Consider the following 24,112-nt stretch of genomic DNA (forward strand, 5'->3'; position numbering starts at 1 on the left):
CGGCCTCAAGCTGGTCTTGGGGCTGTGAGCGATCGATCCGCGCAGGACGAGCGGCGTTGTTGCGTACGGCAAAAGCGTGTGGTTCTGGCACCCGTGGCTGGTGTCAAGCTGGCGGAGATTGATCGAAATCCAACCGGGTTCGATCGGTCGTCAATCCGGCAGCGACGGAGGCAAGAGGAATTCGTCTCCGGGAAGAGCGCGCCATAAGCCGTCAAACCATTGCGCAGGGAAGGCCGGATGCTCTCCGCTGGACCTGTATGCTCGTGTGCGCACTTCTTTGTGCACATTGCACACGAGACCGCGGGTGCAGCGCGCACCCGGTCTTCCCTGCGCCCTCGTTTTTTCGAGGGACACGAGCTGTCGCATCAACTCGGGGCGTGCGTCGCCTGCGAGCGTAGAGGTGCGTCTGGGCCTGTTGAGGCCGGTCCCCCGCCGGCCGCATTTCCGCTGTTGAGGAATAGGCGGACTATCATTAGCTTAGCCGAAGGTCATTCGATGACCTGACGGTGGAAACGCAAGGAGACACAACAATGTCCGGCCCCCTCGACGACCAACTCGGCTTTGTGCCCGATTACGATGCCGCGATCCCCTATATGCAGCGGACCCGCGATTATTACGCCGCGATCGGATACACGACGCCCTACCGCTGGGCGCACTATGTCGATGCGCCGTTCCAGGCGCTGAAAAAGCCGCTGGCCAAGTCGCGCGTGACCATCATCACGACAGCCGCGAAGTATGACCCTACCAAGGGCGATCAGGGTCCCGGAGCGGCCTACAACGGCAGCGCCAAGTTCTATCAGGTCTATGACGGCGACACGTCTAAGCAGCACGATTTGCGGATCTCGCATATCGGCTACGACCGCAAGCACACCACAGCGACCGACAGTGGTACCTGGTTTCCGCTGCCGCAGCTTCTGAAGGCCGCCGCCGCGGGGCGGATCGGCGAGGTCGCGCCGCGCTTCTTCGGTGCGCCGACCAATCGCAGCCACCGCGTGACCATCGATGTCGATGCGCCTGACATCCTCGCCCGTTGCCTCGCCGACAAGGTCGATGTTGCCGTGATCGTTCCGAACTGCCCGGTCTGCCACCAGACCTCGGCCCTGGTGGCGCGTCACCTCGAGGCCAACGGCATCGCGACCGTCGTGATGGGCTGCGCCAAGGACATCGTCGAGCACGCGGCCGTGCCGCGCTTCCTGTTCTCGGATTTCCCGCTCGGCAATTCCGCCGGCAAGCCCCATGATGTGGACTCGCAGGCGCTGACGCTCGAACTGGCGCTGCGGCTTCTGGAGTCCGCACCCGGTGCGCGTACCACGATGCAGTCACCGCTGCGCTGGAGCGAGGATGCCGCCTGGAAGCTCGACTACAACAACATCGCGCAGATGAGTCCGGAAGAACTGGCGCGACGCCGGGCCGAGTTCGACAAGCAGAAAGAGATCGCGCGCGGCAACCGGGCGGCGTGATTTTGTCATTGCGAGCGAAGCGAAGCAATCCATCTCGCCACGAGAAGAAAGAATGGATTGCTTCGTCGCTTTCGCTCCTCGCAATGACGCCCGCAGGAGGAAACTGATTTGACCCGACCGTTCGAAGGCGTGAAGATTCTCGACTTCACGCAGGTGCTGGCTGGCCCCTATGCGAGCTACCAGCTCGCGCTGCTTGGCGCCGACGTCATCAAGGTGGAGCGGCGCGAAGGCGAAGACATGCGGCGTACGCCGCTGAGCCGCGAATGGGCGGAGCGCGGCCTCGCGCCGGGCTGGCAGGCCATCAACGGCAACAAGCGCAGCCTGACCCTCGATCTCTCGAGGCCCGAGGCGATCAAAATCGTCAAGCAGCTCGCAGCGCAAGCCGACGTGGTGATGGAGAATTTCCGGCCCGGCGTGATGGACAAGCTCGGCATCGGCTATGCCGCGCTCTCGGAGATCAATCCGCGGCTGATCTATTGCGCCATTTCAGGTTTCGGCCAGACCGGGCCGGAGCGGCTGGGCGCCGGCTATGACGGCAAGATCCAGGCGCTGTCGGGCATCATGTCGATCACCGGCCACGCCGAGACCGGGCCGACGCGCGCGGGCTTTGCGGTCTGCGACGTGTTGTCGGGCTCGACCGCAGCCTTCGGCGTGTCGAGCGCGCTGTTCCAGCGCACCCATACCGGCAAGGGTCAGTTGGTCGACGTCTCCATGCTGGAGGCGACGCTGGCATTCCTGTCGGGGCAGGTCGCGGACTACTCGGTCGCCGGCCATCGCCAGCAGCTCTCCGGCAATCAGGCGGTGAGCCGCCGGCCCACCGCCAATCTGTTCAAGGCCGGTGACGGCTATTTGCTGCTCGCCGTGAACAGCGAGAAGCAATACCGCGCGCTGATGACCGCGCTCGGCCGCGCCGAAGCGCTGGAGGACCCGCGCTTCGCCGACTGGTTCGCCCGGCAGGAAAACGAGCCGGCACTGCGCGCCATCATTGAGGAGGCGCTATCGAAAAAGGACCCGCGCGAGTGGGAAAAGATCCTGGAAGCCGCGGGCGCGCCCTGCGCCAGCATCTGGAAGGTCGAGGAAGTCATCGACCATCCGCAGATCGCCGCGCGCGGCGCCATTCAGGAGATCGATACGCCCTATGGACGCCTGCGCTTCGCCGGCAGCGGCTTTCAGCTCGCCCATGGCGGCGGCAGGCTGGATCGGATGGCGCCCGCGCTCAGCGCCCATACCGACGAGGTGCTGGCCTCGCTCGGCTATGACGCGAACGCGATCGCGGAACTGCGCGCGCGCGAGGTCGTCTAGCGGTAGCCGGGGCAGGGGCATCTGCACCCTGTCCCGTTTTGGGTGGGCCCGCGCATGGCGACCCTGCGCCAAGGCGCTTTAATCGGCAGGGCTCACCGTCTAAAAGACGCCTTTCCCGATCCAAAAGGACAGACCATGCCCGCCTACCGTTCCCGAACCACGACCCACGGCCGCAACATGGCGGGCGCCCGCGGCCTCTGGCGTGCCACCGGCATGAAGAACGAGGACTTTGGCAAGCCGATCATTGCCGTGGTCAATTCGTTCACCCAGTTCGTGCCCGGCCACGTGCATCTGAAGGATCTCGGCCAGCTCGTCGCGCGCGAGATCGAGAAGGCGGGTGGCGTCGCGAAAGAGTTCAATACCATCGCTGTCGACGACGGCATCGCCATGGGCCATGACGGCATGCTCTACAGCCTGCCGTCGCGCGAAATCATTGCCGACAGCGTCGAATACATGGTCAACGCGCATTGCGCCGACGCCATGGTGTGCATCTCGAACTGCGACAAGATCACGCCCGGCATGCTGATGGCGGCGCTGCGGATCAACATCCCGACCGTGTTCGTCTCGGGCGGTCCGATGGAATCAGGCAAGGTCAATCTCAAGGGCAAGCTCCGCGCGGTCGACTTGATCGACGCCATGGTCGCCGCCGCCGACAGCAATGTCAGCGACGCCGATGTCGAAGTGATCGAGCGCTCGGCCTGCCCGACCTGCGGCTCGTGCTCGGGCATGTTCACCGCCAATTCCATGAATTGCCTCACCGAGGCGCTGGGCTTGGCGCTGCCGGGCAACGGCTCGGTACTGGCCACGCATGCCGACCGCAAGGGCCTGTTCGTCGAGGCCGGGCACCTGATCGTCGATCTGGCGCGGCGCTATTACGAGCAGGACGACGAAACCGCGCTGCCGCGGAAGATCGCGAACTTCAAGGCGTTCGAGAACGCGATGACGCTCGACATCGCGATGGGCGGCTCGACCAACACCGTGCTGCATCTCTTGGCGGCGGCCTATGAAGGGCAGGTGCCGTTTACGATGCAGGATATCGACCGCCTGTCGCGGCGGGTGCCGGTGCTCTGCAAGGTGGCGCCGTCGGTGGCGGACGTGCATCTGGAAGACGTCCATCGCGCCGGCGGCGTGATGGCGATCCTCGGCGAGCTCGACCGCGCCGGCCTGCTCAACCGCGGCCTGCCGATGGTTCACAGCAAGACGCTGGAGGACGCGCTTGGCCGCTGGGACATCGTGCGCACCAAGAGCGAGAGCGTCCGCAAATTCTTCACCGCGGCCCCGGGCAATGTGCCCACGCAAGTCGCCTTCAGCCAGGAGCGCCGGTTCGAAGAGCTCGATACCGACCGCGCCACCGGCTGCATCCGCGACGCCGAGCACGCGTTCTCGAAAGACGGCGGCCTCGCCGTGCTCTCGGGTAATCTCGCGCTGGACGGTTGCATCGTGAAGACCGCCGGCGTCGATGAGAGCATCCTGAAGTTCGAAGGACCGGCGCGGATTTTTGAAAGCCAGGACGCCGCGGTCGAAGGTATTTTGGGCGGCAAGATCAAGCCCGGCGACGTCGTCGTGGTCCGCTACGAGGGCCCGCGCGGCGGCCCCGGCATGCAGGAGATGCTGTACCCGACCAGCTATCTGAAATCGAAGGGGCTCGGAAAGGTCTGCGCGCTGATTACCGACGGACGCTTCTCCGGCGGCTCCTCCGGCCTGTCGATCGGCCATATCTCGCCGGAAGCCGCCGAAGGCGGCCTGATCGGCCTCGTGGAAGATGGCGATCGCATCAAGATCGACATTCCCTCGCGGTCGATCAGCCTCGTGGTCGATGAGGCTACCCTCGCCAAGCGGCGCGAAGCCATGCTGGCCCGCGGCTCGGAGGCGTGGAAGCCGGCCAAGAAGCGCAGCCGCAACGTGTCGATGGCGCTGAAGGCCTATGCGGCGCTGACGACCAGCGCCGCCCGCGGCGCGGTGCGGATCGTTCCGGAATGAGCGCTACGTCAGCACCTTGACGCCGCCGAGCGCGGTCACCCGGCCGCGCTTGAGCATGACGATCTGCGTCGCGAGCTGACGCAGCTCCGCGGCATCGTGGCTGACATAGACCATCGGTATGCCCTCGTCGCGCAGCCGCACCAGATAGGGCAGGATCTCCTCCTTGCGGCCCTCGTCGAGCGAACCCAGCGGCTCGTCCATCAGCAGCAGTCGCGGCTTTGACAACAGCGCGCGGCCCAGCGCGACGCGCTGGCGCTCGCCGCCGGAGAGTTGGCCGGGCCGGCGGTCGAGCAGGTGGCCGATGTCGAGCAGGTCGGTGATGCGCTTGTGCTGGGAAGAATCCACAGCAAGGCGGTTCATGCGCCGGCCGTAATCGAGGTTTTGCCGCACGTCGAGATGCGGAAACAGCCGCGCATCCTGAAAGACGTAGCCGACCCTGCGCCGATGCGGCGGCACATGGACGTCCGCCGTCGTGTCGTCCAACGTTTCGCCGTCGAGCGCGATGATGCCGCGGTCGGGCCGCAACAGCCCGGCGATCATGTTGATCAGCGAGGTCTTGCCAGCGCCGGATGCGCCGAACAGCCCGGTGACGCGGCCCTGGCTTTCGAACGAGGCTTCCAGCGAGAATTCGCCAAGCTGTTTGGTGACGTCGACGCGCAGCATGCTCAGTTCCCGTGCAGTCGTTTGGTGGCGCGCCGCGCAAACCATTCGGAGGCGATCAGGGCCCCCATTGCGATCACGGTGGAAACGATAACCAGCCGCCCGGCCGCGCTGTCGCCGTCGGGCGTCTGGATTAGCGAATAAATCGCAGACGAAATGGTCTGGGTCTCGCCGGGAATGTTGGAGACAAAGGTGATGGTAGCGCCGAATTCGCCGATCGCCTTGGCAAAGCCGAGCACCATGCCGGCCAGCACGCCCGGCAGCGCCAGCGGCAGAGTCACGGTGGCGAACACCTGCCATGGCGCGGCGCCGAGGGTGCTTGACGCCTGTTCCAGCCGGCGGTCGATCGCCTCGATCGATAGCCGGATCGGCCGCACCAGGAGCGGAAACGACATGATGCCGCAGGCGAGCGCTGCTCCCGTCCAGCGAAACGCGAACACGATGCCGAGGTTGTCGGCGAGCCACGCACCGACCAGACCCCGGCGGCCGAAAGTCAGCAGCAGCAGATAACCGGTGACGACTGGCGGCAGCACCAGCGGCAGATGAACCAGCGCATCGAGGATGGATTTGCCCCAGAATTCACGCCGCGCCAGCAGCCATGCCAGCGCGATGCCGAACGGCGTCGCCACCAGTGTTGCAACAATGGCCACCCGCAACGAGAGCAGGATGGCGGTCCATTCGGCCGGCGATATCTCGAACATCAGGTCGAAGGGCTGACGAGAAACTTGAAGCCGTATTTTTCGAGGATGCTCTTCGCCGCGGTCGAACGCAGGAAAGCGAGATAGTTCGACGCTTCCGGCTTTGCGGTGGTCGTCGCCGCCACGGGATAAACGATCGCCGGATGGGAATCGGCCGGGAATGCGCCGACGACCTTGACGCCGGGCTCAACCTTGGCGTCGGTGGCGTAGACGATGCCAAGCGCCGCTTCACCGCGCGCCACAAGCGTCAGGGCAGCACGGACGTTATCCGCCATGGCGAATTTCGGCTCGGCCGCCTGCCATGAACCGAGCTTCTCCAGCGCGGCCTTGGCATATTTGCCGACCGGCACCGATTTCACGTCGCCGGTTGCGATCTTGCCGTCACCGGCAAGCTTGGCGAGGTCAAAGCCGGCGCCGATGTTCACATTGTCGATCCTGGAATCCTTCGGCGCGATCAGCACGATGCTGTTGCCGAGCAGGTTGATCCGGCTCGATTCATTGATCGTCCTTTTCGACATCGCATAATCCATCCAGTCGGTGTCGGCGGAGATGAACACGTCGGCCGGCGCGCCCTGTTCGAGTTGCTTGGCGAGTCCCGAACTCGGGCCATAGCTGACGACGACCTTCACGCCCGTCTTCGCCGTATAGGCGGTGTCGATCTCGTCGAGCGCGCTCTTCATCGAGGCAGCGGCAAAGACGGTTAGGGTTTTGTCCTGCGCGGCCGCCGGCGAGTAGAGCGCTCCGGTCAGAACGAGAAGGGCAGTGAAGATACCGGTGCTGCGATACATGAGGCGCTCCATGCATGCTTGCCAGCCGCAGATAGTGGGCACAAGACAGGCGTTGGTTGGGGTCGATTGGGCGATCGTCGGAAGCGCCGTTCCGGAAATCCCATGATGACTTGCGGTCGATCGGGATATCGCCAGCCCCAACATAGTCAGGATGACGGCCGAGGTAAAGGTGGCTCGAGGTCCGACCTCACCGCGTGAGGCCGGACCGGCCTGCCTGCCGATCCGTTAGTTGTGATGATGACGCGTGTGACCGCCGCCGTAACCGCGCAATTCCGCATACTTCGTCATCTGCGCTTGCGTTAAAATACTGCCGGCTGACAGGTGATACTTCAAATGGGCTTCGCGCAGCATCCCCTGCGTCGCGGCCACGGCTGCGGTCGACGCCTTCAGGCTTTCCGGCGTGATGGTTCGGCTTGCAAATTGCCTGTCCAACTCGGCTTCCTGCTCGATCAGCTTCGAGCCCAGTGGCATAGCCTCGTCTTTCATCGCATCGAACAGGCGCTGCATGCCGGCGCGTTGGTCGGCCGTAAGGTCGAGCTTGTCGGCGAGTTCGAGGACGTGTGACGGCCCTGGATAGCCGTTCAACTCGGCGGCGAGCGCCAGGCCCATGCCACGGCCGGCGTTGAGGTCCGCGATCTGCTGATCGGACAGCGCCTTGATCGAACGCCCCTGCATCCCGGCATACGGGGTTTGTGCGTGCACGCTGGTCACGAAAGCAATCGAAGCAATCAGGGGCCAAATCTTCATCGTCATTCTCCTGCGGATTTGATTTGCGGTTGGGCCTTTGCGTCAGGTGCGTTCAATACCGCCTTGCAGGCCGGCGGCAGCTCAGCCATGGTCATCGGCGGCTTCGGCTTCGGCGGTACTTTCGGCGGCTTGGGGTGCAGCACCGCATCGCTGAACCAGTAGGCGAGATCGCTCGTGCTGCAGCCTTCACCTTCGTTTGGGTCGGGCTGGCTCTCGCATTCGCCGGCGCCGGGCGGGCATTTGATGCGGATATGGAAGTGGTAGTCGTGACCGTACATCGGCCGCACCTTGTGGAGCCAGTAGCGGTCGCCTTTGGCCTCACGGCAGAGCGCCTTCTTGATCGCGGCATTGACGAAGATGCGCTGCACGCTGGGCTCCAGCGCGGCGGCGCGGATCACCGCGAGATGAGTCGGCGTCCAGGCGTGCGGATCAATGTCGAGCCGGTCGCTGCGCACCATCATCACAGCCGACATCTCTTCACGCTCGTTGCGCGACAATCGACGGCCCGGCATCGGCGTCAGCCAGATGTCGGCGTCGAGCCCAACCTGATGGCTGGCATGTCCAGTGAACATCGGCCCGCCGCGCGGCTGTGACATGTCGCCGATCAGTATGCCGTGCCAGCCCGCATCCTTGCGCGCCTTCGCGGCAAGCCGCTTGACCAGCGCGACCAGGTCGGGATGTCCCCAGTAACGGTTGCGCGACAGCCGCATCACCTGCCAATTGTCGCCGTTGATCGGTAGTCCTTCCGCGCCCGCGATGCAGCCATGGGCATAGAAGCCGTGCACGCGCGTCGGCATCGCCGCCGGCAGCACCTTGCGGCCGAACAACTCCTTGGCGGCGAGCTTGGGATCGTTGGCGTTGGCGAGCGCCGGCAGCGGTGTTGGATGGACCGTGCCCTTGTCCTGCGCCCATGCGCTCGCGGCACTGGCGGCGGTCATCAAGGTCAGGAGTGGGATCAGAATCAGGCGAGGGTTCATCGGATCACTCAAATTCGCGCAAACCTAGCATGGAATCGGCAACGGGAGACAACCGCGGCACGCAATTGCCCCGCACCGCCGCAGCCCGCCCCGAGTTAAGATTAACCCGGATTCGCCGCGCCCGGCCGTACTTTACAAGGCGCATCGCCAAACGACATCATGCGACAATTGCAAGTAATGACATTTGTAGCAGGGCGTAATTATGAAGTTTGCGTGGGGCAAAGGGCTGGTCGCCGCGCTGGTCCAGCGCAACGGCCCGCGCAACATGCGCATCGAGATCAACTAGAGCGGGGACCCGCCTTCGTTGGTGACCCCGCTCCAGCTTCATTCCCGGGTTCCTGTTATCGGCGCGCTTGCAAGGCCTGGCGGATGGATCGCTCAACCGGCGAATAATCGCCGTTCGCTCGCTCAAGCCTGAACGGCTCAGACGGGTGCAGCGGAGGCTGCGCCATGAACCGTGGCGCGGATCCCCGGTGCATTTGCGCGGCGTGAACGAGGAAGGGATGGCACAGGTAGACTGTGCCGGCATCGCCGGTCGCCTGTAGCTCGGGCCGGCCGCTCCCCATCTCGTCCAGCCTCAAATGCGACATGCCGGCCTCGCCGGCCGGTTCGAGAAGGCGCGCCATGTCCAGATGCGAGCCCGGCCTTATTCGGGTGGGCGCGTCGGCTTCCCTCACGTCCGAGAACAGGAACAGCATCAGCAGCGCGCGTCCGCGCGACGTTACATTGACCCGCCATGCGGAGTAATCGCTGCTGTCGATGGGATCGTTTTCGCCGGGGAAGCTGAGATCGACATGCCAGCCGGCGTCGCCGGGATCGTGCGGGCTCGGAAACCGTACCGGGAAGGTGCCGAGGTCGGCTCGCGGCCACCACCGTCCCTTTCCGACGAGTTGGTCGAAGGCGGCATGAAGCAGCGGGCTGTTGACGGCTTTCCTGAAGGGTTCGTCATTGTAATAGCCGAGACGGATCACCGGCCGCGTCCATGTTGCGGGGTCGTCGGGATCGCAGGGCAGATCGCGCCACAGGATGGCGCGACCCTGCTCGGCAAGCTCGCGCGGAAAGGCGCGATCGATCCGGACGAAGCCGTCTTGAATAAATTGCTCGATCTGCGCGTTGCTGAGCACGCGCGGTTTGCTGGTCGGCATGAAATCCTCTTATCGCTGGGCAAACGGCCATGGCCTGCGCGAAGCAGGAGCGGCCGGACTGTTTCTGTCGGAGGCTTCCGCCCGCCTGAGCGGGCAACGCGGTCAGCGCGCGAGAAAGAAGACAGAAGCGATATGGGAGGTACGGATCATCATGGCACGCACGATTCTATCACGTGCACGCCAGCGTTCAACCGGCACGCGGCGGCGCTATATTGCGCTGGTCCGGCGCAGCGGCCCGCGTCGGATCGAGGTCAAAATTGAATGGTGAGTGCTACTGCAGCTCGATATTGGCCGACTTGATCACCGCGGCCCATCGGTCGACTTCCTCGCGCATGTATTTGGACGCCTTGTCGACCGGGCCGCCGAAAATTGCCGCGGATAGTTTCTTGAGCTGATCCTGCACCTCAGGCTGGCGCAATGCCTCGTTCACATCGGCATTGATCTTGCCGATGATGTTTTTCGGAGTCTTGGGCGGCGCCACGATGCCGTACCAGGCGACCGCTTCAAAACCCAGCAGCGTTTCGGCCATCGTCGGTACATCCGGCAACGCCGCCAGACGCTCGGACGAGGCCACCGCAAGCAGTTTCAGCTTACCCGCCTGAACCAGCGCCAGCGAGACGCCGAGATTGTCGAACATGACATCGACGTCGCCGGCGACGAGACCCTGCAGCGCAGGCGCCGAGCCGCGATACGGAATGTGCCGCAGCTTTACCTTTGCCATCAGTTGAAACAGCTCCGAGCTCAAATGCGAGGTCGTGCCGTTGCCCTGCGTGGCGCAGATGGTTTTGTCGGAATTGCCCTTCAGGTATTCGATCAACTCGGCCACGCTGGATGCCTTGATGTTGTTCGGATTGACGATCAGCGCATTTGGCACCTGGGCCATGACGATAATCGGCTCGAATTTCGTCGGATCGTAGCCGAGCTTGGGGTACAGATTGTGATTGATCACAAGTGGCGGCGGCGCTGACGAGAGCAGGGTGTAGCCGTCGGGCGCCGAATGGTAGACTTGTTCGGCGCCGATGTTTCCGGCCGCCCCCGTGCGGTTCTCGATGACCACCGGCTGGCTCCATTTGCGTGACAGCCAGTCGGCGACAATTCGTGGAATCGCGTCGGCCGTTCCTCCCGCAGGAAATGGAACGACGATTTTTACGGGACGGTCCGGGTAATCCCCGGCCAGCGCCGGCGTGTGGCCATGCGCGGTGAGGGCCAGAAGCAGCGTCAGCACCGCCAATTTGCGGCAGACGGGAAGCAGAGCTGGCGTAATGCCGTGCATTCCAAACTCCTCCCGCTGCCACATTCCGTCCAGCCTAAGCTGTCGGCGCCGCCACTTGGTGTTTGCAGCAAGGGAGGATAGCTTGAACGCGCAAGCTTCCGAAGCATTTTTTTGCGTGGGACGATGACGCAGCCGCAGCTCACTGTCGTGATCATTGGAGGCGGAATCGGCGGACTGTTCGCCGCGAACGCGCTGATTGCCCACGGCCTCCATGTTTCCGTCTATGAGCAGGCGTCCGCGCTCGGCGAGGTCGGAGCCGGGGTATTCCTGACGCCGAACAGCGTGCGGCAATTGCAGCGGGTGGGCCTCGGACATCAGGTGGAACGACGGGGCGCCAGGGTCGGCCACGGTTCTCACTATTTCCGTCACGACGGCGCGCCGATAGCTCCGGTCCAGGTGACGGATTCGGCCGGCTGGAACGCCACCTTCGGCATGCACCGCGCCGACCTCGTCGAGATTCTGGCGAGTGCATTGCCATCAGGCGTGGTGCGCACCGGACATCGCGGCATAGGCTTTGAGCAGGCCGGCGAGGTGGCGCGCGTGTCATTCGCCAATGGCGCAGTGGCCGAAGGCGACGTCGTCATTGCCGCCGACGGGATCCACTCCGAACTCCGGCCCTATGTCGCGCCGCCGTCGCGGCCGGTCTTTCACGGGTCCGTCGCCTATCGTGGCGTGCTGCCGCATGCGCGCATTCCGCACTGGCCGATCGATTGCTGGCAGATGTGGCTCGGCAAGGGAAAGCATTTCCTCACCTTCCCGGTGCGGGCGGGCGAACTCATCAACTATGTCGGCTTCGTTCCGGCCGATGCGGAAATGAAGGAATCCTGGTCGGCACCGGGAGATCCCGACGTGCTTCGCCGGGAGTTCGAGGGCTGGGATCCGCGCATCGGTGCCTTGTTGGGTCAGGTGAAAGAAACCTTCCGCTGGGCGCTGTATGACCGTGAGCCGCTGCCCACCTGGACGCGCGGACGCCTGACGCTGCTCGGCGATGCCGCGCACCCGATGCTTCCGCATCTCGGCCAGGGCGCCAACCAGTCGATCGAGGACGGCATGGCGCTGGCGACCATTCTGGCGCTGATGTCACGCGCCAGCGCACCTGCCGCGCTGCTTGCCTATGAGCGGCTGCGACGCGAGCGCGTGGCGGCGGTTCAGCGCGGTGCGCGCGAGAACGGCATGCGCTACGACTCGGCATATGCCGATCTCGGCGTCCGCGATGCCGAGATCTCAGCGCATGCGGCGTTCCGCAGACGGCTTTACGATCATGACGTCGTACCCGAAGCGCAAGCCGTAGCGGCAGCTCTGGGTTGAACGACAGTTGCATGACGGTCAGCTTAACCGTCCGATAACCCTGTCGATCATTGGCGTACATTCAAATGCTCGCGCGGCGTTTCGCGCATTCCTTGTGCATCCAGGGCGGGCGTCGCCTGCCTGCCGTACAGGCGTGGCGATTTTGCCCTGTGAATTTGCGATTTTCGTCAAAAGCGATACACGCAAAGCGTGCGCTCGCTTTTCCGACAGGCAGTGAACGTGCCTGTGCGTGCGCCCTTTCTGCAGCAAGGGATACCTTTTTTTCAGATACTTATCTGCAAACATCGCCCGCAGTAATGCGCGGGGTAGGCGTAGCGATGTCGACGAAGAAGCGAAGAACATCAGGGAAGCCCAAGCGGGCGGCGATCGTCCGCTTTCGCGGTCGGCCGGTAAAATCCGGACCCAGGCCTCCCGCCAAACGCCGGCGCAGCCCGCCCACTGCGGCCGGCGAGATCGCACGCAAGCGCGCCGAGGTCGACGCTGCGCTTGCGGAGGCGCGCAAATCGCATGAGCGCTTGCGGGAGGCGATCGACATCCTGCCGCAGGGCGTCGTGTTTCTCGATGCCGAAGGCCGCTACATTCTCTGGAACAAGAAATATGCCGAGATGTACAGCCGCAGCTCGGACCTGTTCAGGCCGGGCGTGCGGCTGGAGGATACGATCCGCGTCGGCGTCGCGCGCGGCGACTACCCGGAATCAATCGGCCGCGAGGAAGAATGGATCGCCGCGCGGCTCAAGAAGATGTACCAGCAGCCGGGCGCGCGGCATGAGCAGACGCTGGCCGACGGCCGCGTTATCCTGATCGATGAACGCCTGACCGAGGATGGCGGGATCATCGGCCTGCGCGTCGATATCACCGAACTGAAGCAGCGCGAGGCTTCGTTCCGGCTACTGTTCGACAGCAATCCGGTTCCGATGATCGTCTGTGCGTTGGGTGACGAACGGATTCTCGCCGTCAACGACGCTGCGATCCGGCACTACGGTTACAGCCGCGGCGAATTCGAGAAGCTGACGATCCGCAGCCTGCAGGCCTTCGACGCCGAACTGCCATGGACCGGCGACGAGCGCGCGGCGCGCACCTGGAAGCACGTCAGGGCCGACGGCACGCTGATCGATCTGGCGATCTATTCGCGCCAGCTCGTTTACGGCGATCGGCCTGCGGCCCTGCTGGCGCTGATGGACACCACCGAACGCAAGCGCGCCGAGGCGCGGCTGACGTTCATGGCCCAGCACGACGGCCTGACCGGACTGCCGAACCGCAATCTGCTGCGTCAGCAGATGGACGACATCCTGCTGCGTACACGCCGCAGCGCCGAGCAGGTGGCGGTGCTCGTGCTCGGCCTCGATCATTTCAAGGCGATCAACGATACGCTCGGCCATGGCATCGGCGACAAGCTGCTGCGCAGTATCGGCAAGCGATTGCGATCGATCCTGCGCGATGACGATGCGCTGGCCCGGCTCAACTCCGACGAATACGCAATCGTCCAGAGCGGGGTGACGCGCCCTGAGGATGCGGCGTTCCTGGCGAGGCGCCTGCTCGACGCCATCGGCGATCCCTATCTTCTGGACGGGCACTCCGTCGTGATCGGCGCCAGCATCGGCATTGCGATGTCGCCCGGCGACGGCGACGAATCCGAGAAGCTGTTGAAGAACGCCGATCTCGCATTGTCGCGCGCCAAGAATGATGCTCGCGGCACGTTCTCGTTCTTCGAGTTTGGAATGGACGCGCGCGCCCAGACCCGGCGCAAGATCGAAACCGACTTGCGCGAGGCCGTCCAGGGCGATGCGCTGCGGCCCTATTACCAGCCGCTGGTCGATCTTTCGAGCGGGCGCATCACCGGCTTCGAGGCGCTGGTGCGTTGGCCGCATCCCGAGCGCGGCATGATCTCGCCGGCGGAATTCATCCCGGTTGCGGAGGAAACCGGACTGATCAACGCCATCGGCGGCCTGATGCTGCGCCGCGCCTGCACGGATGCGGCGCAATGGCCCGACGACGTTCGCGTCGCGGTTAATCTGTCACCGCTGCAGTTCCGCCTCGGCAATCTGCTGTCGCTGGTCGTGGATACGCTGCAGCAGTCCGGCCTGCCGGCGAAGCGCCTGGAACTCGAGATCACCGAGACGCTGCTGCTGGAAAAGAGTAGCGAGGTGCTGGCGACCCTGCATGCGCTGCGCGCGCTTGGCGTGCGCATCTCGATGGACGATTTCGGTACCGGCTATTCCAGCCTGAGCTACCTGCGCAGCTTTCCATTCGACAAGATCAAGATCGACCAGTCCTTTGTGCGGGACCTCGCTGCCAATCACGACGCGCAGGCGATCGTGCGTTCGATCATCAGCCTCGGCAAGGGCTTGGGCGTCACCATCACGGCCGAAGGCGTCGAGACCGAGGCCGAAGTGAGCTGCCTGCGCAACGAGGGCTGCCACGAGGGGCAGGGTTTCCTGTTCAGCCGCGCGCGGCCCAACGCGGAGATCGTGAGCCTGTTGAAAACGCAGGGCAACTGGAGCGCGCCGGCAGGCGCGGCGCTGGTGGCTTGAGGATCGTCATCCCGGAATGACGCTTCCGAACGCCGCACGAGCTGGGACGGCCGCTTCACCGCATCGTCGGCGGCGTATCGAGATTGCCCGACAGGATCGCCTTGCCGGCATCTTCATAGTGAGCGTCGCGGCCCTGGATCTGCTGTGCGATCGCGTGCATGTCGCGAAAGCGGCGCTCGAACTTGTTGGCGTTGAACACGGCGGTCGCGCCGGCCATGTGATAGGCGGTGTCGACCACGGCCGCCGACTGGTGGATGGTCCAGGTGGTGGCGATGCGAAGCGCGATGCGATGCGCCTCCGTGGTGGCCTCGCCGCGCAACAGATCCTGCCAGACTTCGGCTGCGGTCGCGTAGAGATAGGCGCGCGCGGCGCGCAGGCTTGCCTCGGTGCGGCCGATCTGTCCCTGCACGGCATTGTTGTCGCGCATCGCCTTCAGCGCCTGCGGCGTCTTGGCGCGGGCAAGGTCGATTGCCGCATCGAGCGTGGCGCGGGCGACGCCGAGCGAGGTTGCCGCAAAGCCCATGCCGAACACCATGTTGGTGGAAAGCTTGTACAGCGGCCCGTTTTCGCGCCGGGCCTGGGGCTCGTCGCGAAGCGCGGCAAATTTCTCGGATATGAAGAGGTCGTCGACCGAATAGGAATCGGTGCCGGTGCCGCGCAGCCCGATCACGTCCCAGACGTCGTACATGGTCGCGCTGCTCACCGGAAACAGGATGGTCCGGATCTCCGGCGAACCATCCGGCTTGCGCCGCGGCGTGCCATCGGCCTCGACGACGCGGACATGGGCGCCCAGCCAGCTCGCCTGCCGCGAGCCGGAGGCAAAATCCCAGCGCGCGCTGACCTTGTAGCCGCCCGGAACTGCCTGCACTTCATGATTGATCGCGCCCCAGGCCAGGATGCCGGGCGCGACATTGAAGATCTCGTTGGCGGCATCGGGATCAAGATAGGCTGCGGTCATGGCGCAGACGCTGCACTGGCCGAGGCACCACGCGGTCGAGGCGTCTGCCTTGGCGACTTCCTCCTGCATCTGCATGAACGCTTCCAGCGAAGCCTCGATGCCGCCAAAACTCTTCGGCAGCAGTGCGCGGTAGAGCCCGTTCTCGATCAAAGCCTGTGTCACCGCTGATGTCAGCCGCCGCGTCCGCTCGATCTCGTCGGCGTCGCGCATGATCAGGGGAGCAAGCGCGCGTGCACGCTCGACGAGGTCGAGGCCGGGATGCCTGTTCATGCGCTTCCTCGCATTCGTGAATTTTCTGCAGCGCAATCGTGATGGTGGCCCATCCGCCGCCGCCGATCAAGGCGCCGCGCCGTCAATCGCGCAGGAAATAGTTGTTGCAACCATAGGTGCGCTGGGCTGCGCAATGAGTTATCCTCAGGGCACGGCAGGGGAGATGCGAATGAAGGATATCAGCCTTTTTGAGCCTGATGACCTCAAGAATATCCCGACCTTTCGGGCGGCCTATTCGGATCGCACGGCGTTACTGATGGCCAAGCTGGCTTTTCGCGCCTACAACGATTTTGACGGCAGCGAGGCGGCGTTCAAGACGTTCAAAACGGATTTGTGCGCGCTGGGATTTATCGAATGCAGCGGCCTGGTCGACACCGATGTCGGCACGGCAGGCTATATCGTCGAAGCCAGCGATATCATCGTCGTCGTATTCCGCGGAACCCAGGACGAGTTGGACTGGAGGACGAATGTGAACGCGCGGCTCGTTGCCCTGCAGGGCGGCACGCGTGTTCATACAGGTTTTTTCCAGGCGTACTGGCCTGTCCGCGACGCCATGTTTGAATTCATCAGGCGGGCCATCGCAGCGAAGCCGCGTCCGATCTATGTCACGGGGCATTCGCTCGGAGGCGCCCTTGCGCTGATGGCTACGGCAGAACTGGCCAATGACGACGATGCGACGGTGCGCGATTGTGTTGCGGCGTGCTACACTTTTGGCTGTCCGCGCGCTGGCGACGCCTCCTTCGACATGTACGTCAAGGCTCCGCTGTACCGGATCACCAACGGCGTCGACCTCGTGCCGGCGATCCCTCCGGCCATCCTTGGCTATCGTCATGTCGGCGACATCAGGTATTTCGGGAAGTCTGGCGTCGCCCCCGTGCGCCGGTCGCCGAACTGGCTGCAGAAGATCTGGCGCACGATCTGGGGTCTGGTTGCGCTGGTCAGAACCGGAAAATTCCAGAACATCGCCGACCACAGCATGACGGTCTATGTCGGAAAGCTGGACGCCTGGGCAAAGGACAATCTCAAGCAGACGCAAGACAGGCGCGCCGTGACGGCCGACCCGGCGATCGCATCGAAGGCATAGGCAGCGGCTGTCGGCTTCGCCGTGGGCCTACGCCGTCGCCCGACCCAGATCGAGCGACGGTTGTGACGGCCGTCTGGCCGACGGGAAGCTCAGCGCCACGGCGACCGCAGCCATGCCGATCGCAAAGGAGCCGACATAGAGCCAGCGATAGCCGTGGAACGTGTCGAATACCCATCCGCCGGCCAACGGCCCCAGCGCCATGCCGAGGCTGGCGAAGGCGGAGACGGCGCCGAACATGCTGCCCATGATGCGCACGCCGAAATATTCACGCACCAGCACGGCGTAGAGCGGCATCACGCCGCCATAGGCGAGGCCGAACACCACCGACAGGGCGTAGAACTCGCCGAGCTGACCGACCGCGAGAAAGGTGGCGATCGACAGGGCCTGCACGAAGAGGCCGCCGACCAGAACGTGCTTGGCGCCGAAGCGATCGGCCAGCACGCCGAGCAGCAGCCGGCCGCCGAGCCCGGAAAATCCGGCAAGGCTGTAGACCGTGACGGCGGTCAAAGGCGCGATGCCGCAGATCATGGCGTAGCTCACCAAGTGGAAGATCGGCCCGGAATGCGCCGCACAGCAGGCGAAATGCGCACCTGCCAGGACGATGAATTGCGGCGTCCGCAGCGCTTGCGCGACGGTCCATTGCCCATCAGGCGCATCGGTTCCGTTCGCGGCCGCAGGTGTTGAGGGCGCTGGCGGCTGTCGCACCAGCAGAGAGGCCGGAATCAACAGCGACAATGCGACGATGCCGATCGCCAGCATCGCCGTGCGCCAGTCATAGGTCGTGATCAGCCAGCTTGCGAACGGGGCGACCGTCAGCGGCGAAACGCCCATGCCGGCCGACACCAGCGCAACCGCTAGGCTGCGGTGGTGTTCGATCCAGGCGCTCGCTGCCGCAACCATCGGCGCGTAGAAACTGCCGGCCGAAATCCCAATCAGGACGCCGAACGATAACTGGAACTGCCACAGGCTGGTGGCCTGGCTCGCCCCGATCAGTCCGGCGCCGAGCAGCAGTGTACCCAACAGCACCACGATCCGGGTGCCAAACCGGTCGGACAGCGCGCCCCAGAAGAACGCCGCCAGCCCCATCGCGAGAAAGTCGATCGTGGCCGCCGCCGAGACGCCGCTGCGCGACCAGCCCATCGCCTCCGAAATCGGCTGCAGGAACACGGCCAGCGACAACATCGAGCCGAACGCCACGCAGGTCATCAGCCCGCCTACAGCGACCACGACCCAGCCGTAGGAAGATCCGGAGGACTTGCTCATGCGTTTCCCCGCGCGTGTGCTGTTGGTTGTATGCGCGGGATGATGGTGGCCTATTCGCCGCCAGCGCGCAATGTTGTCGAAAGCAACTCTCTCATTCCGAGATCATAGTGCTTTGCATTGGCCTTTGCGATTACGGCGGGCCGACTTGCCGATCGGAGTGGCGCGTCCAAATATGTGTCGGCGTCAATGCAGATGTGTAGGGTGGCGAAGCGACGTGTCCGCCGAAGCTCGAAGAGCGAAGGCCGAAGCGTGCCCACCATCGAGGTCACACCTGTGTGGATGGTTGGCATGGCGCTAAGCGCCGTTGCCCACCCTACAAATTCAAGCCTTGAGCGTGTCGTGAAGCGCGCGTCAGCTATCCACCTTCAGCGCCGCGATAAACGCCTCCTGCGGGATGTCGACCTTGCCGAACTGCCGCATTTTCTTCTTGCCTTCCTTCTGCTTCTCCAGAAGTTTTCGTTTGCGCGTGATGTCGCCGCCGTAGCATTTCGCGGTGACGTCCTTGCGCAGCGCGCGTACGGTCTCGCGGGCGATCACCTTGCCGCCGATCGCGGCCTGGATCGGGATCTGGAACATGTGCGGCGGAATCAGTTCCTTCATCTTCTCGACCATGGCGCGGCCGCGGCCTTCGGCGCGGGTGCGATGCACCAGCATCGACAGCGCATCCACCGGCTCGGCGTTGACGAGGATCTGCATCTTGACGAGATCGGCGATCTTGTAGTCGGTCAGGTGATAGTCGAACGAAGCGTAGCCCTTGGAGACCGACTTCAGCCGGTCGTAGAAATCGAACACGACTTCGTTGAGCGGCAGATCGTATTTCACCATCGCGCGGGAGCCGACATAGGTCAGTTCCTTCTGCGCGCCGCGCCGGTCCTGGCAGAGCTTCAAGACGCTGCCGAGATATTCATCGGGCGTGAGGATCGTCGCTTCGATCCACGGCTCCTCGATATCGGCGATCTTCACCACGTCGGGCATGTCGACGGGATTGTGGATCTCGATTTCCTGGCCGTCGGTCAGGTGCATCTTGTAGATCACGCTCGGTGCGGTCGCGATCAGGTTGAGGTCGAATTCACGCGACAGCCGTTCCTGGATGATCTCCAGGTGCAACAGGCCGAGGAAGCCGCAGCGGAAGCCGAAGCCGAGCGCTGCGGAAGTTTCCATCTCGTAGGAGAAGCTCGCGTCGTTGAGCCGCAGCTTGCCCATCGCCGCGCGCAGCGTCTCGAAATCGTTGGCGTCGACCGGGAACAGGCCGCAGAACACGACAGGGATCGCCGGCTTGAAGCCCGGCAGCATCTCGGTGACCGGCTTCTTGTCGTCGGTGATGGTGTCGCCCACGCGGGTGTCGGCGACTTCCTTGATCGCCGCGGTGATGAATCCGATCTCGCCGGGGCCGAGTTCGTCGACCTGCTCCATCTTCGGCGTGAAGAAGCCGACGCGTTCGACATCATAGGCTGCATTGGTGCCCATCATGCGGATGCGGCTACCCTTCTTCATCGTGCCATCGACCACGCGGATCAGCACGACGACGCCGAGATAGACGTCGTACCAGCTATCGACCAATAGCGCCTTCAGCGTCGCGTCCCGGTCGCCCTTCGGCGGCGGCAGGCGGGTGACGATCGCTTCCAGCACGTCGGGAACGCCCAGGCCCGTCTTGGCCGAGATCATCACGGCATCCGATGCATCGATGCCGATCACGTCCTCGATCTGCTGCCTTATCTTCTCGGGCTCGGCCGCGGGCAGGTCGACCTTGTTGAGGACCGGCACGATCTCGTGATTGTTGTCGAGTGCCTGATAGACGTTGGCGAGCGTCTGCGCTTCGACGCCCTGGCTGGCGTCGACCACCAATAGCGACCCTTCGCAGGCCGCCAGCGACCGTGAGACTTCGTAGGCGAAGTCGACATGGCCGGGCGTATCCATCAGGTTGAAGATGTAATCCTTGCCGTCCTTGGCGCGGTAGTTCAACCGCACCGTCTGCGCCTTGATGGTGATGCCGCGTTCGCGCTCGATATCCATGGAATCGAGCACCTGCTCCTTGCCCGCCATTTCGCGATCGGTGAGGCCACCCGTCATCTGGATCAGGCGGTCGGCCAGCGTCGATTTGCCATGGTCGATATGGGCGACGATGGAGAAGTTGCGGATGTTGGAAATGGGAGCGGTGGTCATGGGGCGCGGGATAGCATTCACATCCCCGTGCGGCAACCATCTTGCTGTATTTCAAGGGGGTTTCTTCACGCCAAGCTGATTCCACTCTGGCCCAAAACACGCTACGGAATTGGCCATGTCGACTGCATCCATTTTGCCCACGGCCGCGCGCGGCAAGCGTTTTCGCTCCATTCGGCGGCTGGCGGCGTGGCTGGCCTCATGCGCCGGTGATCCCAGAACCGGCCTGTTGCTGGTGACCGGCTTTGCCGCGGTCCATGCCGTGCTGTGGACGCTGATTCTGGTCAATCTGAAGACCGGGCAGGACGTTCATATGGACGTCGCGGAAGCTTACGCCTGGGGACAGAAGTTCCTGCTTGGCTATGGCAAGCACCCGCCGCTGTCCGGATGGGTCGCCGGCGTCTGGTTCATGTTCTTTCCGGTCACGGACTGGGCAACCTATGCGCTGGCGATGGCGACGCTGGCTTGCGGCCTCGTGATCTGCTGGCTGGTGGCGCTGCGCGTGGTCGATCGCCGGCGCGCGTTCTTCGTCGTGGTGATGCTCGCGCTCTATCCGATCTTCAACTTCAAGGGCTTCAAGTACAACCCGGACCTGCTGCAGCTCGTCACGCTGCCGCTCGTCGTGCTGGCCTATCTCGATGCGTTCGAGAAGCGCAGCAGCAAATCCGGGGTGTGGCTTGGGCTCGCCGGTGCGCTGGCGTTGATGACCAAATACTGGGTGCTGACCATGATCGGCGCCGTCGGCCTTGCCGCATTGATCCATCCCGCCCGCCTGCAGTTCCTCCGTTCGCCGGCGCCATGGGTCGCGATTGCCACGCTGGTGGTGGCGATGCTGCCGCATCTGATGTGGCTGAAGCAGGTCGACTTCGTCCCGCTTACCTATGCGGGCGATACGTATTCGCTCACTGACCGTGCGATGATCGACGATCTCGCGCTGGGTTATGTCTTGCATAATCTCGCATTGCTGGCCGTGCCGGTGGTGCTCGGCGCGATCGCGCTTGTCTGGCGGCCGTTCCGCCTGACGCCGTTTCCGGCCTTGGCGCGCGGCGCCAATTCCGGCGTGAACATGTCGCAGGCGCTGAATGTCTGGATCATCCAGGCGGTGGTGGCGATCGGGCCGCCGCTCGGCGCCTTGGTATTCCACGTCTACATCAAGACCGACTGGGGCATCCCGCTGTTCTTCCTGACGCCGCTCGCACTGATCGCGATCCCGGCGTTGCGGGTCCGGAAAGTCGCGCTGTTGAACCTGACGGTGACCTGGCTGGTGATCTCGCTCATCGTGCTGGCGGCATCGCCCAAGATCGTCGCCTATGAACTGAGCGAAAAGCGCACCGCAGGTGCGACCTACCGGGCGCGGTCCGAACTCGCCCGCGGACTGACGGAAGCCTGGCACACGCGGTTTTATTCGCGCTGGCCGGTGGTCGCGGCCTATATGGATACCGGCCAGCCCATGACCTTCTATAGCCCCGATCATCCGGCGCCGCTGACGCCGAACGAGCCATGGTCGTCGGGCCTGACTTCGCTCGAGGAGGCGAAGCGATCGGGCTTCATCGGCATCTGTGAACCCGGCCACTGGAAATTCGAAGAATGCGAGGCGTGGATGAAAACCCATGCCGCCGATGCCGAGCGCATGGTGATGACCACGCGGCGGTTCTTTTTAGGTATGCCCGGCCCCGCGACGGCCTGGAACATCTTCATCGTGCCGCCGGCCAAATAAAAGCGGCTAACCAAGAAAATCGAAGGGGGTAACGCATGGATCTCGACCTGACGGACAAGACGGCGCTCGTCACCGGTTCGACACGCGGCATCGGGCTCGCTACCGCCATTGGGCTAGCGCAAATGGGCGCGGCGGTGATCATCAATGGGCGCGACAAGGCGGCGGTCGGCGAGGCCGTGGCAAAAGTTCAAGCGGCCGCGCCATTGGCCGAGGTGCATGCCGCAGTGTTCGATCTCGGCCATGCGGCGGGCTGCGCCGCGCTGGTGAAGCAATTCCCTGACGTCGACATCCTCGTCAACAATCTCGGCATCTATGAGCCGAAAGGCTTCTTCGAGATCGAGGATGCCGATTGGACCAGGATGTTCGAGGTCAACGTCATGAGCGGGGTGCGGCTAACCCGACATTATTTGAAGCGGATGCTCGACAACAAGGACTGGGGTCGCGTCGTGTTCGTCTCCAGCGAATCCGGCGTCTACATCCCGAAGGAGATGGTGCACTACGGCTTCTCCAAGTCGGCGCAGCTCGTCATCGCGCGCGGCGCGGCCGAGACCACCAAGGCCACCAACGTGACGGTCAATTCGGTGATGCCCGGTCCGACCTGGGTCGAGATGGCGCCGGTTCGTCTCGCCGCGCGCGCCGAGGCGGCTGGAACCAGCGTCGACGATCTGGTCCAGCGCACCTTCACCGAACGCCGGCCGGCGTCGCTGCTGCAGCGCTACGCCCAGCCGGAAGAGGTCGCCAACCTGATCTGCTACGTCTGCTCAAAGGCCTCCAGCGCCACCAACGGCGCCGCACTCCGTGTCGACGGCGGAATTGTCACTAATCCGTTTTGATAGGTTTGGGATGGCTCTGGTTTACCTCTCGCCGCTTGCGGGGAGAGATCGGATCACTCTTGTGATCCGGGTGCTACAGGTCCATCAACTCGCACCAGCTTCGCGGCGAGAGCCCTCATCCCCAACCCTCTCTCCGCGAGAGCGGGCGAGGGGCCGATAGAACTCACACGCCTTCTTCGTTGAACTTGTCGGCGACCAGCGCGGCGATTGCATCCACCGCTTGCTGGGCCTCGGGGCCGATCGCGGAGACCACGACCGAGGTTCCTGGTCCCGCCGCCAGCATCATCAACCCCATGATAGAAGTTCCGCCGACGGTTTCACTGCCGCGCGTCACCCAGACTTCGGCATTGAAGCGTTCGACCATCTGGACGAATTTGGCCGATGCCCGCGCGTGCAGGCCGCGCTTATTGATAATGAGAAGTTCCCGCGAAATAGCGCCCGCAGGCACGTTCGGCCCGAGTTCCTTGTCGGGCGCGGCGTCGTCGCTCATTTGCCGGCGAGCACGCGGCTGGCGATGGTGACGTATTTGCGGCCGGCCTCCTGGGCCATGGCGATGGCATCGGGAAGCGAGCGCTCTTCGCGCACCTTGGCAAGCTTGACCAGCATGGGAAGATTGATGCCTGCGAGCACTTCCACCTTGGGGCGGCTCATGCAGGAAATCGCGAGGTTGGAAGGCGTGCCGCCGAACATGTCGGTGAGGATGGCGACACCATCGCCGCTGTCGACGCGATTCACCGCTTCGATGATATCGCTTCGACACAGATCGGAGTCGTCTTCGGCTCCAATCGTGATGGCTTCAATTTGTTTTTGCGGACCCATGACATGTTCGAGCGCCGCCTTGAACTCGTCGGCAAGGCGCCCATGGGTCACAAGCACTAGACCAATCATCGGAAACTCCTCGCGGGTGCTTTTTGGTGCACCGCACGAACGCGCCACTTTGACCATCCAGAGGCCCCGC

At 63.9% G+C, this 24,112-nt stretch carries 21 protein-coding genes; 9 read left to right on the forward strand and 12 right to left on the reverse strand.

Going from position 1 to position 24,112, the window contains the following annotated elements; genetic code table 11:
• Window positions 1-530: 530 nt before the first annotated feature.
• The 3 genes from V1288_RS14040 (at window position 531) to ilvD (ending at window position 4,742) form a co-directional block, all read left to right on the forward strand.
• Complete coding sequence (locus V1288_RS14040) at window positions 531-1,460, forward strand: glycine reductase (protein ID WP_334357593.1); 930 nt, start codon at window positions 531-533, stop codon at window positions 1,458-1,460.
• 108 nt (window positions 1,461-1,568) lie between these two features.
• Entirely contained in the window at window positions 1,569-2,762 is a 1,194-nt protein-coding gene (locus V1288_RS14045) for a CaiB/BaiF CoA transferase family protein (RefSeq protein ID WP_334357594.1), read from the forward strand.
• Window positions 2,763-2,897: 135 nt separating this feature from the next.
• Window positions 2,898-4,742: a dihydroxy-acid dehydratase gene (gene ilvD / locus V1288_RS14050; protein WP_334357595.1), complete on the forward strand. Its 1,845-nt coding sequence runs from the start codon at window positions 2,898-2,900 to the stop codon at window positions 4,740-4,742.
• 3 nt (window positions 4,743-4,745) lie between these two features.
• Here the strand turns inward: ilvD and modC are convergent, their stop codons facing one another.
• From modC to V1288_RS14080, 6 genes are all read right to left on the reverse strand, one after another.
• Window positions 4,746-5,405 carry a molybdenum ABC transporter ATP-binding protein gene (modC, locus tag V1288_RS14055; protein ID WP_334357596.1) on the reverse strand — a complete coding sequence of 220 codons (660 nt, stop codon included), beginning with the start codon at window positions 5,403-5,405 and terminating at the stop codon, window positions 4,746-4,748.
• A 2-nt stretch (window positions 5,406-5,407) separates the two neighbouring features.
• Window positions 5,408-6,103: a molybdate ABC transporter permease subunit gene (gene modB, locus V1288_RS14060; RefSeq protein ID WP_334357597.1), complete on the reverse strand. Its 696-nt coding sequence runs from the start codon at window positions 6,101-6,103 to the stop codon at window positions 5,408-5,410.
• Window positions 6,103-6,888 (reverse strand): molybdate ABC transporter substrate-binding protein, encoded by a 786-nt coding sequence (gene modA / locus V1288_RS14065; RefSeq protein WP_334357598.1) that lies wholly within the window; start codon window positions 6,886-6,888, stop codon window positions 6,103-6,105. Before modA ends, modB begins: the two co-directional genes overlap by 1 nt.
• Window positions 6,889-7,113: 225 nt before the next feature.
• Window positions 7,114-7,635, reverse strand: a complete 522-nt coding sequence (locus tag V1288_RS14070) for a Spy/CpxP family protein refolding chaperone (RefSeq protein WP_334357599.1) — start codon at window positions 7,633-7,635, stop codon at window positions 7,114-7,116.
• Window positions 7,636-7,637: 2 nt separating this feature from the next.
• Entirely contained in the window at window positions 7,638-8,612 is a 975-nt protein-coding gene (gene mepA, locus V1288_RS14075) for a penicillin-insensitive murein endopeptidase (RefSeq protein ID WP_334357600.1), read from the reverse strand.
• Between the two features lie 341 nt (window positions 8,613-8,953).
• Window positions 8,954-9,757 (reverse strand): phytanoyl-CoA dioxygenase family protein, encoded by an 804-nt coding sequence (locus V1288_RS14080; RefSeq protein ID WP_334357601.1) that lies wholly within the window; start codon window positions 9,755-9,757, stop codon window positions 8,954-8,956.
• Between V1288_RS14080 and V1288_RS14085 the strand changes: the two genes are divergently transcribed.
• Window positions 9,756-10,025: a hypothetical protein gene (locus tag V1288_RS14085; RefSeq protein ID WP_334357602.1), complete on the forward strand. Its 270-nt coding sequence runs from the start codon at window positions 9,756-9,758 to the stop codon at window positions 10,023-10,025. The genes V1288_RS14080 and V1288_RS14085 overlap by 2 nt on opposite strands.
• A 3-nt stretch (window positions 10,026-10,028) precedes the next feature.
• On the opposite strand, the gene V1288_RS14090 is transcribed toward V1288_RS14085, so the two are convergent.
• Window positions 10,029-11,030 carry a Bug family tripartite tricarboxylate transporter substrate binding protein gene (locus tag V1288_RS14090; protein ID WP_334357603.1) on the reverse strand — a complete coding sequence of 334 codons (1,002 nt, stop codon included), beginning with the start codon at window positions 11,028-11,030 and terminating at the stop codon, window positions 10,029-10,031.
• A 123-nt stretch (window positions 11,031-11,153) separates the two neighbouring features.
• Between V1288_RS14090 and V1288_RS14095 the strand changes: the two genes are divergently transcribed.
• Together V1288_RS14095 and V1288_RS14100 are read left to right on the forward strand one after the other, a co-directional pair.
• The gene (locus V1288_RS14095) at window positions 11,154-12,338 is read left to right on the forward strand and encodes an FAD-dependent monooxygenase (RefSeq protein ID WP_334357604.1); all 1,185 of its coding nucleotides are present in this window, start codon (window positions 11,154-11,156) and stop codon (window positions 12,336-12,338) included.
• 317 nt (window positions 12,339-12,655) lie between these two features.
• A complete protein-coding gene (locus tag V1288_RS14100) occupies window positions 12,656-14,869 on the forward strand; it encodes a putative bifunctional diguanylate cyclase/phosphodiesterase (protein WP_334357605.1) in 2,214 nt (737 codons plus the stop codon).
• 55 nt (window positions 14,870-14,924) lie between these two features.
• Here the strand turns inward: V1288_RS14100 and V1288_RS14105 are convergent, their stop codons facing one another.
• Complete coding sequence (locus tag V1288_RS14105) at window positions 14,925-16,097, reverse strand: acyl-CoA dehydrogenase family protein (protein WP_334357606.1); 1,173 nt, start codon at window positions 16,095-16,097, stop codon at window positions 14,925-14,927.
• A gap of 169 nt (window positions 16,098-16,266) precedes the next feature.
• On the opposite strand from V1288_RS14105, the gene V1288_RS14110 reads away from it, so the two are divergent.
• Window positions 16,267-17,181 (forward strand): lipase family protein, encoded by a 915-nt coding sequence (locus V1288_RS14110; protein ID WP_334357607.1) that lies wholly within the window; start codon window positions 16,267-16,269, stop codon window positions 17,179-17,181.
• A 27-nt stretch (window positions 17,182-17,208) separates the two neighbouring features.
• Here V1288_RS14110 and V1288_RS14115 read toward each other — a convergent pair whose 3' ends face one another.
• Together V1288_RS14115 and lepA are read right to left on the reverse strand one after the other, a co-directional pair.
• Window positions 17,209-18,444: an MFS transporter gene (locus V1288_RS14115; protein WP_334357608.1), complete on the reverse strand. Its 1,236-nt coding sequence runs from the start codon at window positions 18,442-18,444 to the stop codon at window positions 17,209-17,211.
• A 351-nt stretch (window positions 18,445-18,795) separates the two neighbouring features.
• Window positions 18,796-20,607 (reverse strand): translation elongation factor 4, encoded by a 1,812-nt coding sequence (gene lepA, locus V1288_RS14120; RefSeq protein WP_334357609.1) that lies wholly within the window; start codon window positions 20,605-20,607, stop codon window positions 18,796-18,798.
• A gap of 115 nt (window positions 20,608-20,722) precedes the next feature.
• Here lepA and V1288_RS14125 point away from each other — a divergent pair, with 115 nt between their 5' ends.
• Entirely contained in the window at window positions 20,723-22,321 is a 1,599-nt protein-coding gene (locus V1288_RS14125) for a glycosyltransferase family 39 protein (RefSeq protein WP_334357610.1), read from the forward strand.
• 35 nt (window positions 22,322-22,356) lie between these two features.
• Window positions 22,357-23,154, forward strand: a complete 798-nt coding sequence (locus V1288_RS14130) for an SDR family NAD(P)-dependent oxidoreductase (RefSeq protein ID WP_334357611.1) — start codon at window positions 22,357-22,359, stop codon at window positions 23,152-23,154.
• 163 nt (window positions 23,155-23,317) lie between these two features.
• Here V1288_RS14130 and V1288_RS14135 read toward each other — a convergent pair whose 3' ends face one another.
• Both V1288_RS14135 and V1288_RS14140 read right to left on the reverse strand, forming a co-directional pair.
• On the reverse strand, window positions 23,318-23,644 hold the full coding sequence (locus V1288_RS14135; protein ID WP_334357612.1) for an HPr family phosphocarrier protein: 327 nt from the start codon (window positions 23,642-23,644) through the stop codon (window positions 23,318-23,320).
• Window positions 23,641-24,042, reverse strand: a complete 402-nt coding sequence (locus V1288_RS14140) for a PTS sugar transporter subunit IIA (RefSeq protein WP_024339151.1) — start codon at window positions 24,040-24,042, stop codon at window positions 23,641-23,643. Before V1288_RS14140 ends, V1288_RS14135 begins: the two co-directional genes overlap by 4 nt.
• Between the last annotated feature and the right edge of the window lie 70 nt (window positions 24,043-24,112).

It is taken from the genome of Bradyrhizobium sp. AZCC 2176 (assembly GCF_036924645.1).
GTDB lineage: Bacteria > Pseudomonadota > Alphaproteobacteria > Rhizobiales > Xanthobacteraceae > Bradyrhizobium.

Coding starts and splice junctions, on each gene's coding strand:
- V1288_RS14040 (WP_334357593.1), top strand. CDS start 531: ATGTCCGGCCCCCTCGACGACCAACTCGGCTTTGTGCCCGATTACGAT.
- ilvD (WP_334357595.1), top strand. CDS start 2,898: ATGCCCGCCTACCGTTCCCGAACCACGACCCACGGCCGCAACATGGCG.
- modC (WP_334357596.1), bottom strand. CDS start 5,405: ATGCTGCGCGTCGACGTCACCAAACAGCTTGGCGAATTCTCGCTGGAA.
- modB (WP_334357597.1), bottom strand. CDS start 6,103: ATGTTCGAGATATCGCCGGCCGAATGGACCGCCATCCTGCTCTCGTTG.
- modA (WP_334357598.1), bottom strand. CDS start 6,888: ATGTATCGCAGCACCGGTATCTTCACTGCCCTTCTCGTTCTGACCGGA.
- V1288_RS14070 (WP_334357599.1), bottom strand. CDS start 7,635: ATGAAGATTTGGCCCCTGATTGCTTCGATTGCTTTCGTGACCAGCGTG.
- mepA (WP_334357600.1), bottom strand. CDS start 8,612: ATGAACCCTCGCCTGATTCTGATCCCACTCCTGACCTTGATGACCGCC.
- V1288_RS14085 (WP_334357602.1), top strand. CDS start 9,756: ATGAAATCCTCTTATCGCTGGGCAAACGGCCATGGCCTGCGCGAAGCA.
- V1288_RS14080 (WP_334357601.1), bottom strand. CDS start 9,757: ATGCCGACCAGCAAACCGCGCGTGCTCAGCAACGCGCAGATCGAGCAA.
- V1288_RS14090 (WP_334357603.1), bottom strand. CDS start 11,030: ATGCACGGCATTACGCCAGCTCTGCTTCCCGTCTGCCGCAAATTGGCG.
- V1288_RS14095 (WP_334357604.1), top strand. CDS start 11,154: ATGACGCAGCCGCAGCTCACTGTCGTGATCATTGGAGGCGGAATCGGC.
- V1288_RS14100 (WP_334357605.1), top strand. CDS start 12,656: ATGTCGACGAAGAAGCGAAGAACATCAGGGAAGCCCAAGCGGGCGGCG.
- V1288_RS14105 (WP_334357606.1), bottom strand. CDS start 16,097: ATGAACAGGCATCCCGGCCTCGACCTCGTCGAGCGTGCACGCGCGCTT.
- V1288_RS14110 (WP_334357607.1), top strand. CDS start 16,267: ATGAAGGATATCAGCCTTTTTGAGCCTGATGACCTCAAGAATATCCCG.
- V1288_RS14115 (WP_334357608.1), bottom strand. CDS start 18,444: ATGAGCAAGTCCTCCGGATCTTCCTACGGCTGGGTCGTGGTCGCTGTA.
- lepA (WP_334357609.1), bottom strand. CDS start 20,607: ATGACCACCGCTCCCATTTCCAACATCCGCAACTTCTCCATCGTCGCC.
- V1288_RS14125 (WP_334357610.1), top strand. CDS start 20,723: ATGTCGACTGCATCCATTTTGCCCACGGCCGCGCGCGGCAAGCGTTTT.
- V1288_RS14130 (WP_334357611.1), top strand. CDS start 22,357: ATGGATCTCGACCTGACGGACAAGACGGCGCTCGTCACCGGTTCGACA.
- V1288_RS14135 (WP_334357612.1), bottom strand. CDS start 23,644: ATGAGCGACGACGCCGCGCCCGACAAGGAACTCGGGCCGAACGTGCCT.
- V1288_RS14140 (WP_024339151.1), bottom strand. CDS start 24,042: ATGATTGGTCTAGTGCTTGTGACCCATGGGCGCCTTGCCGACGAGTTC.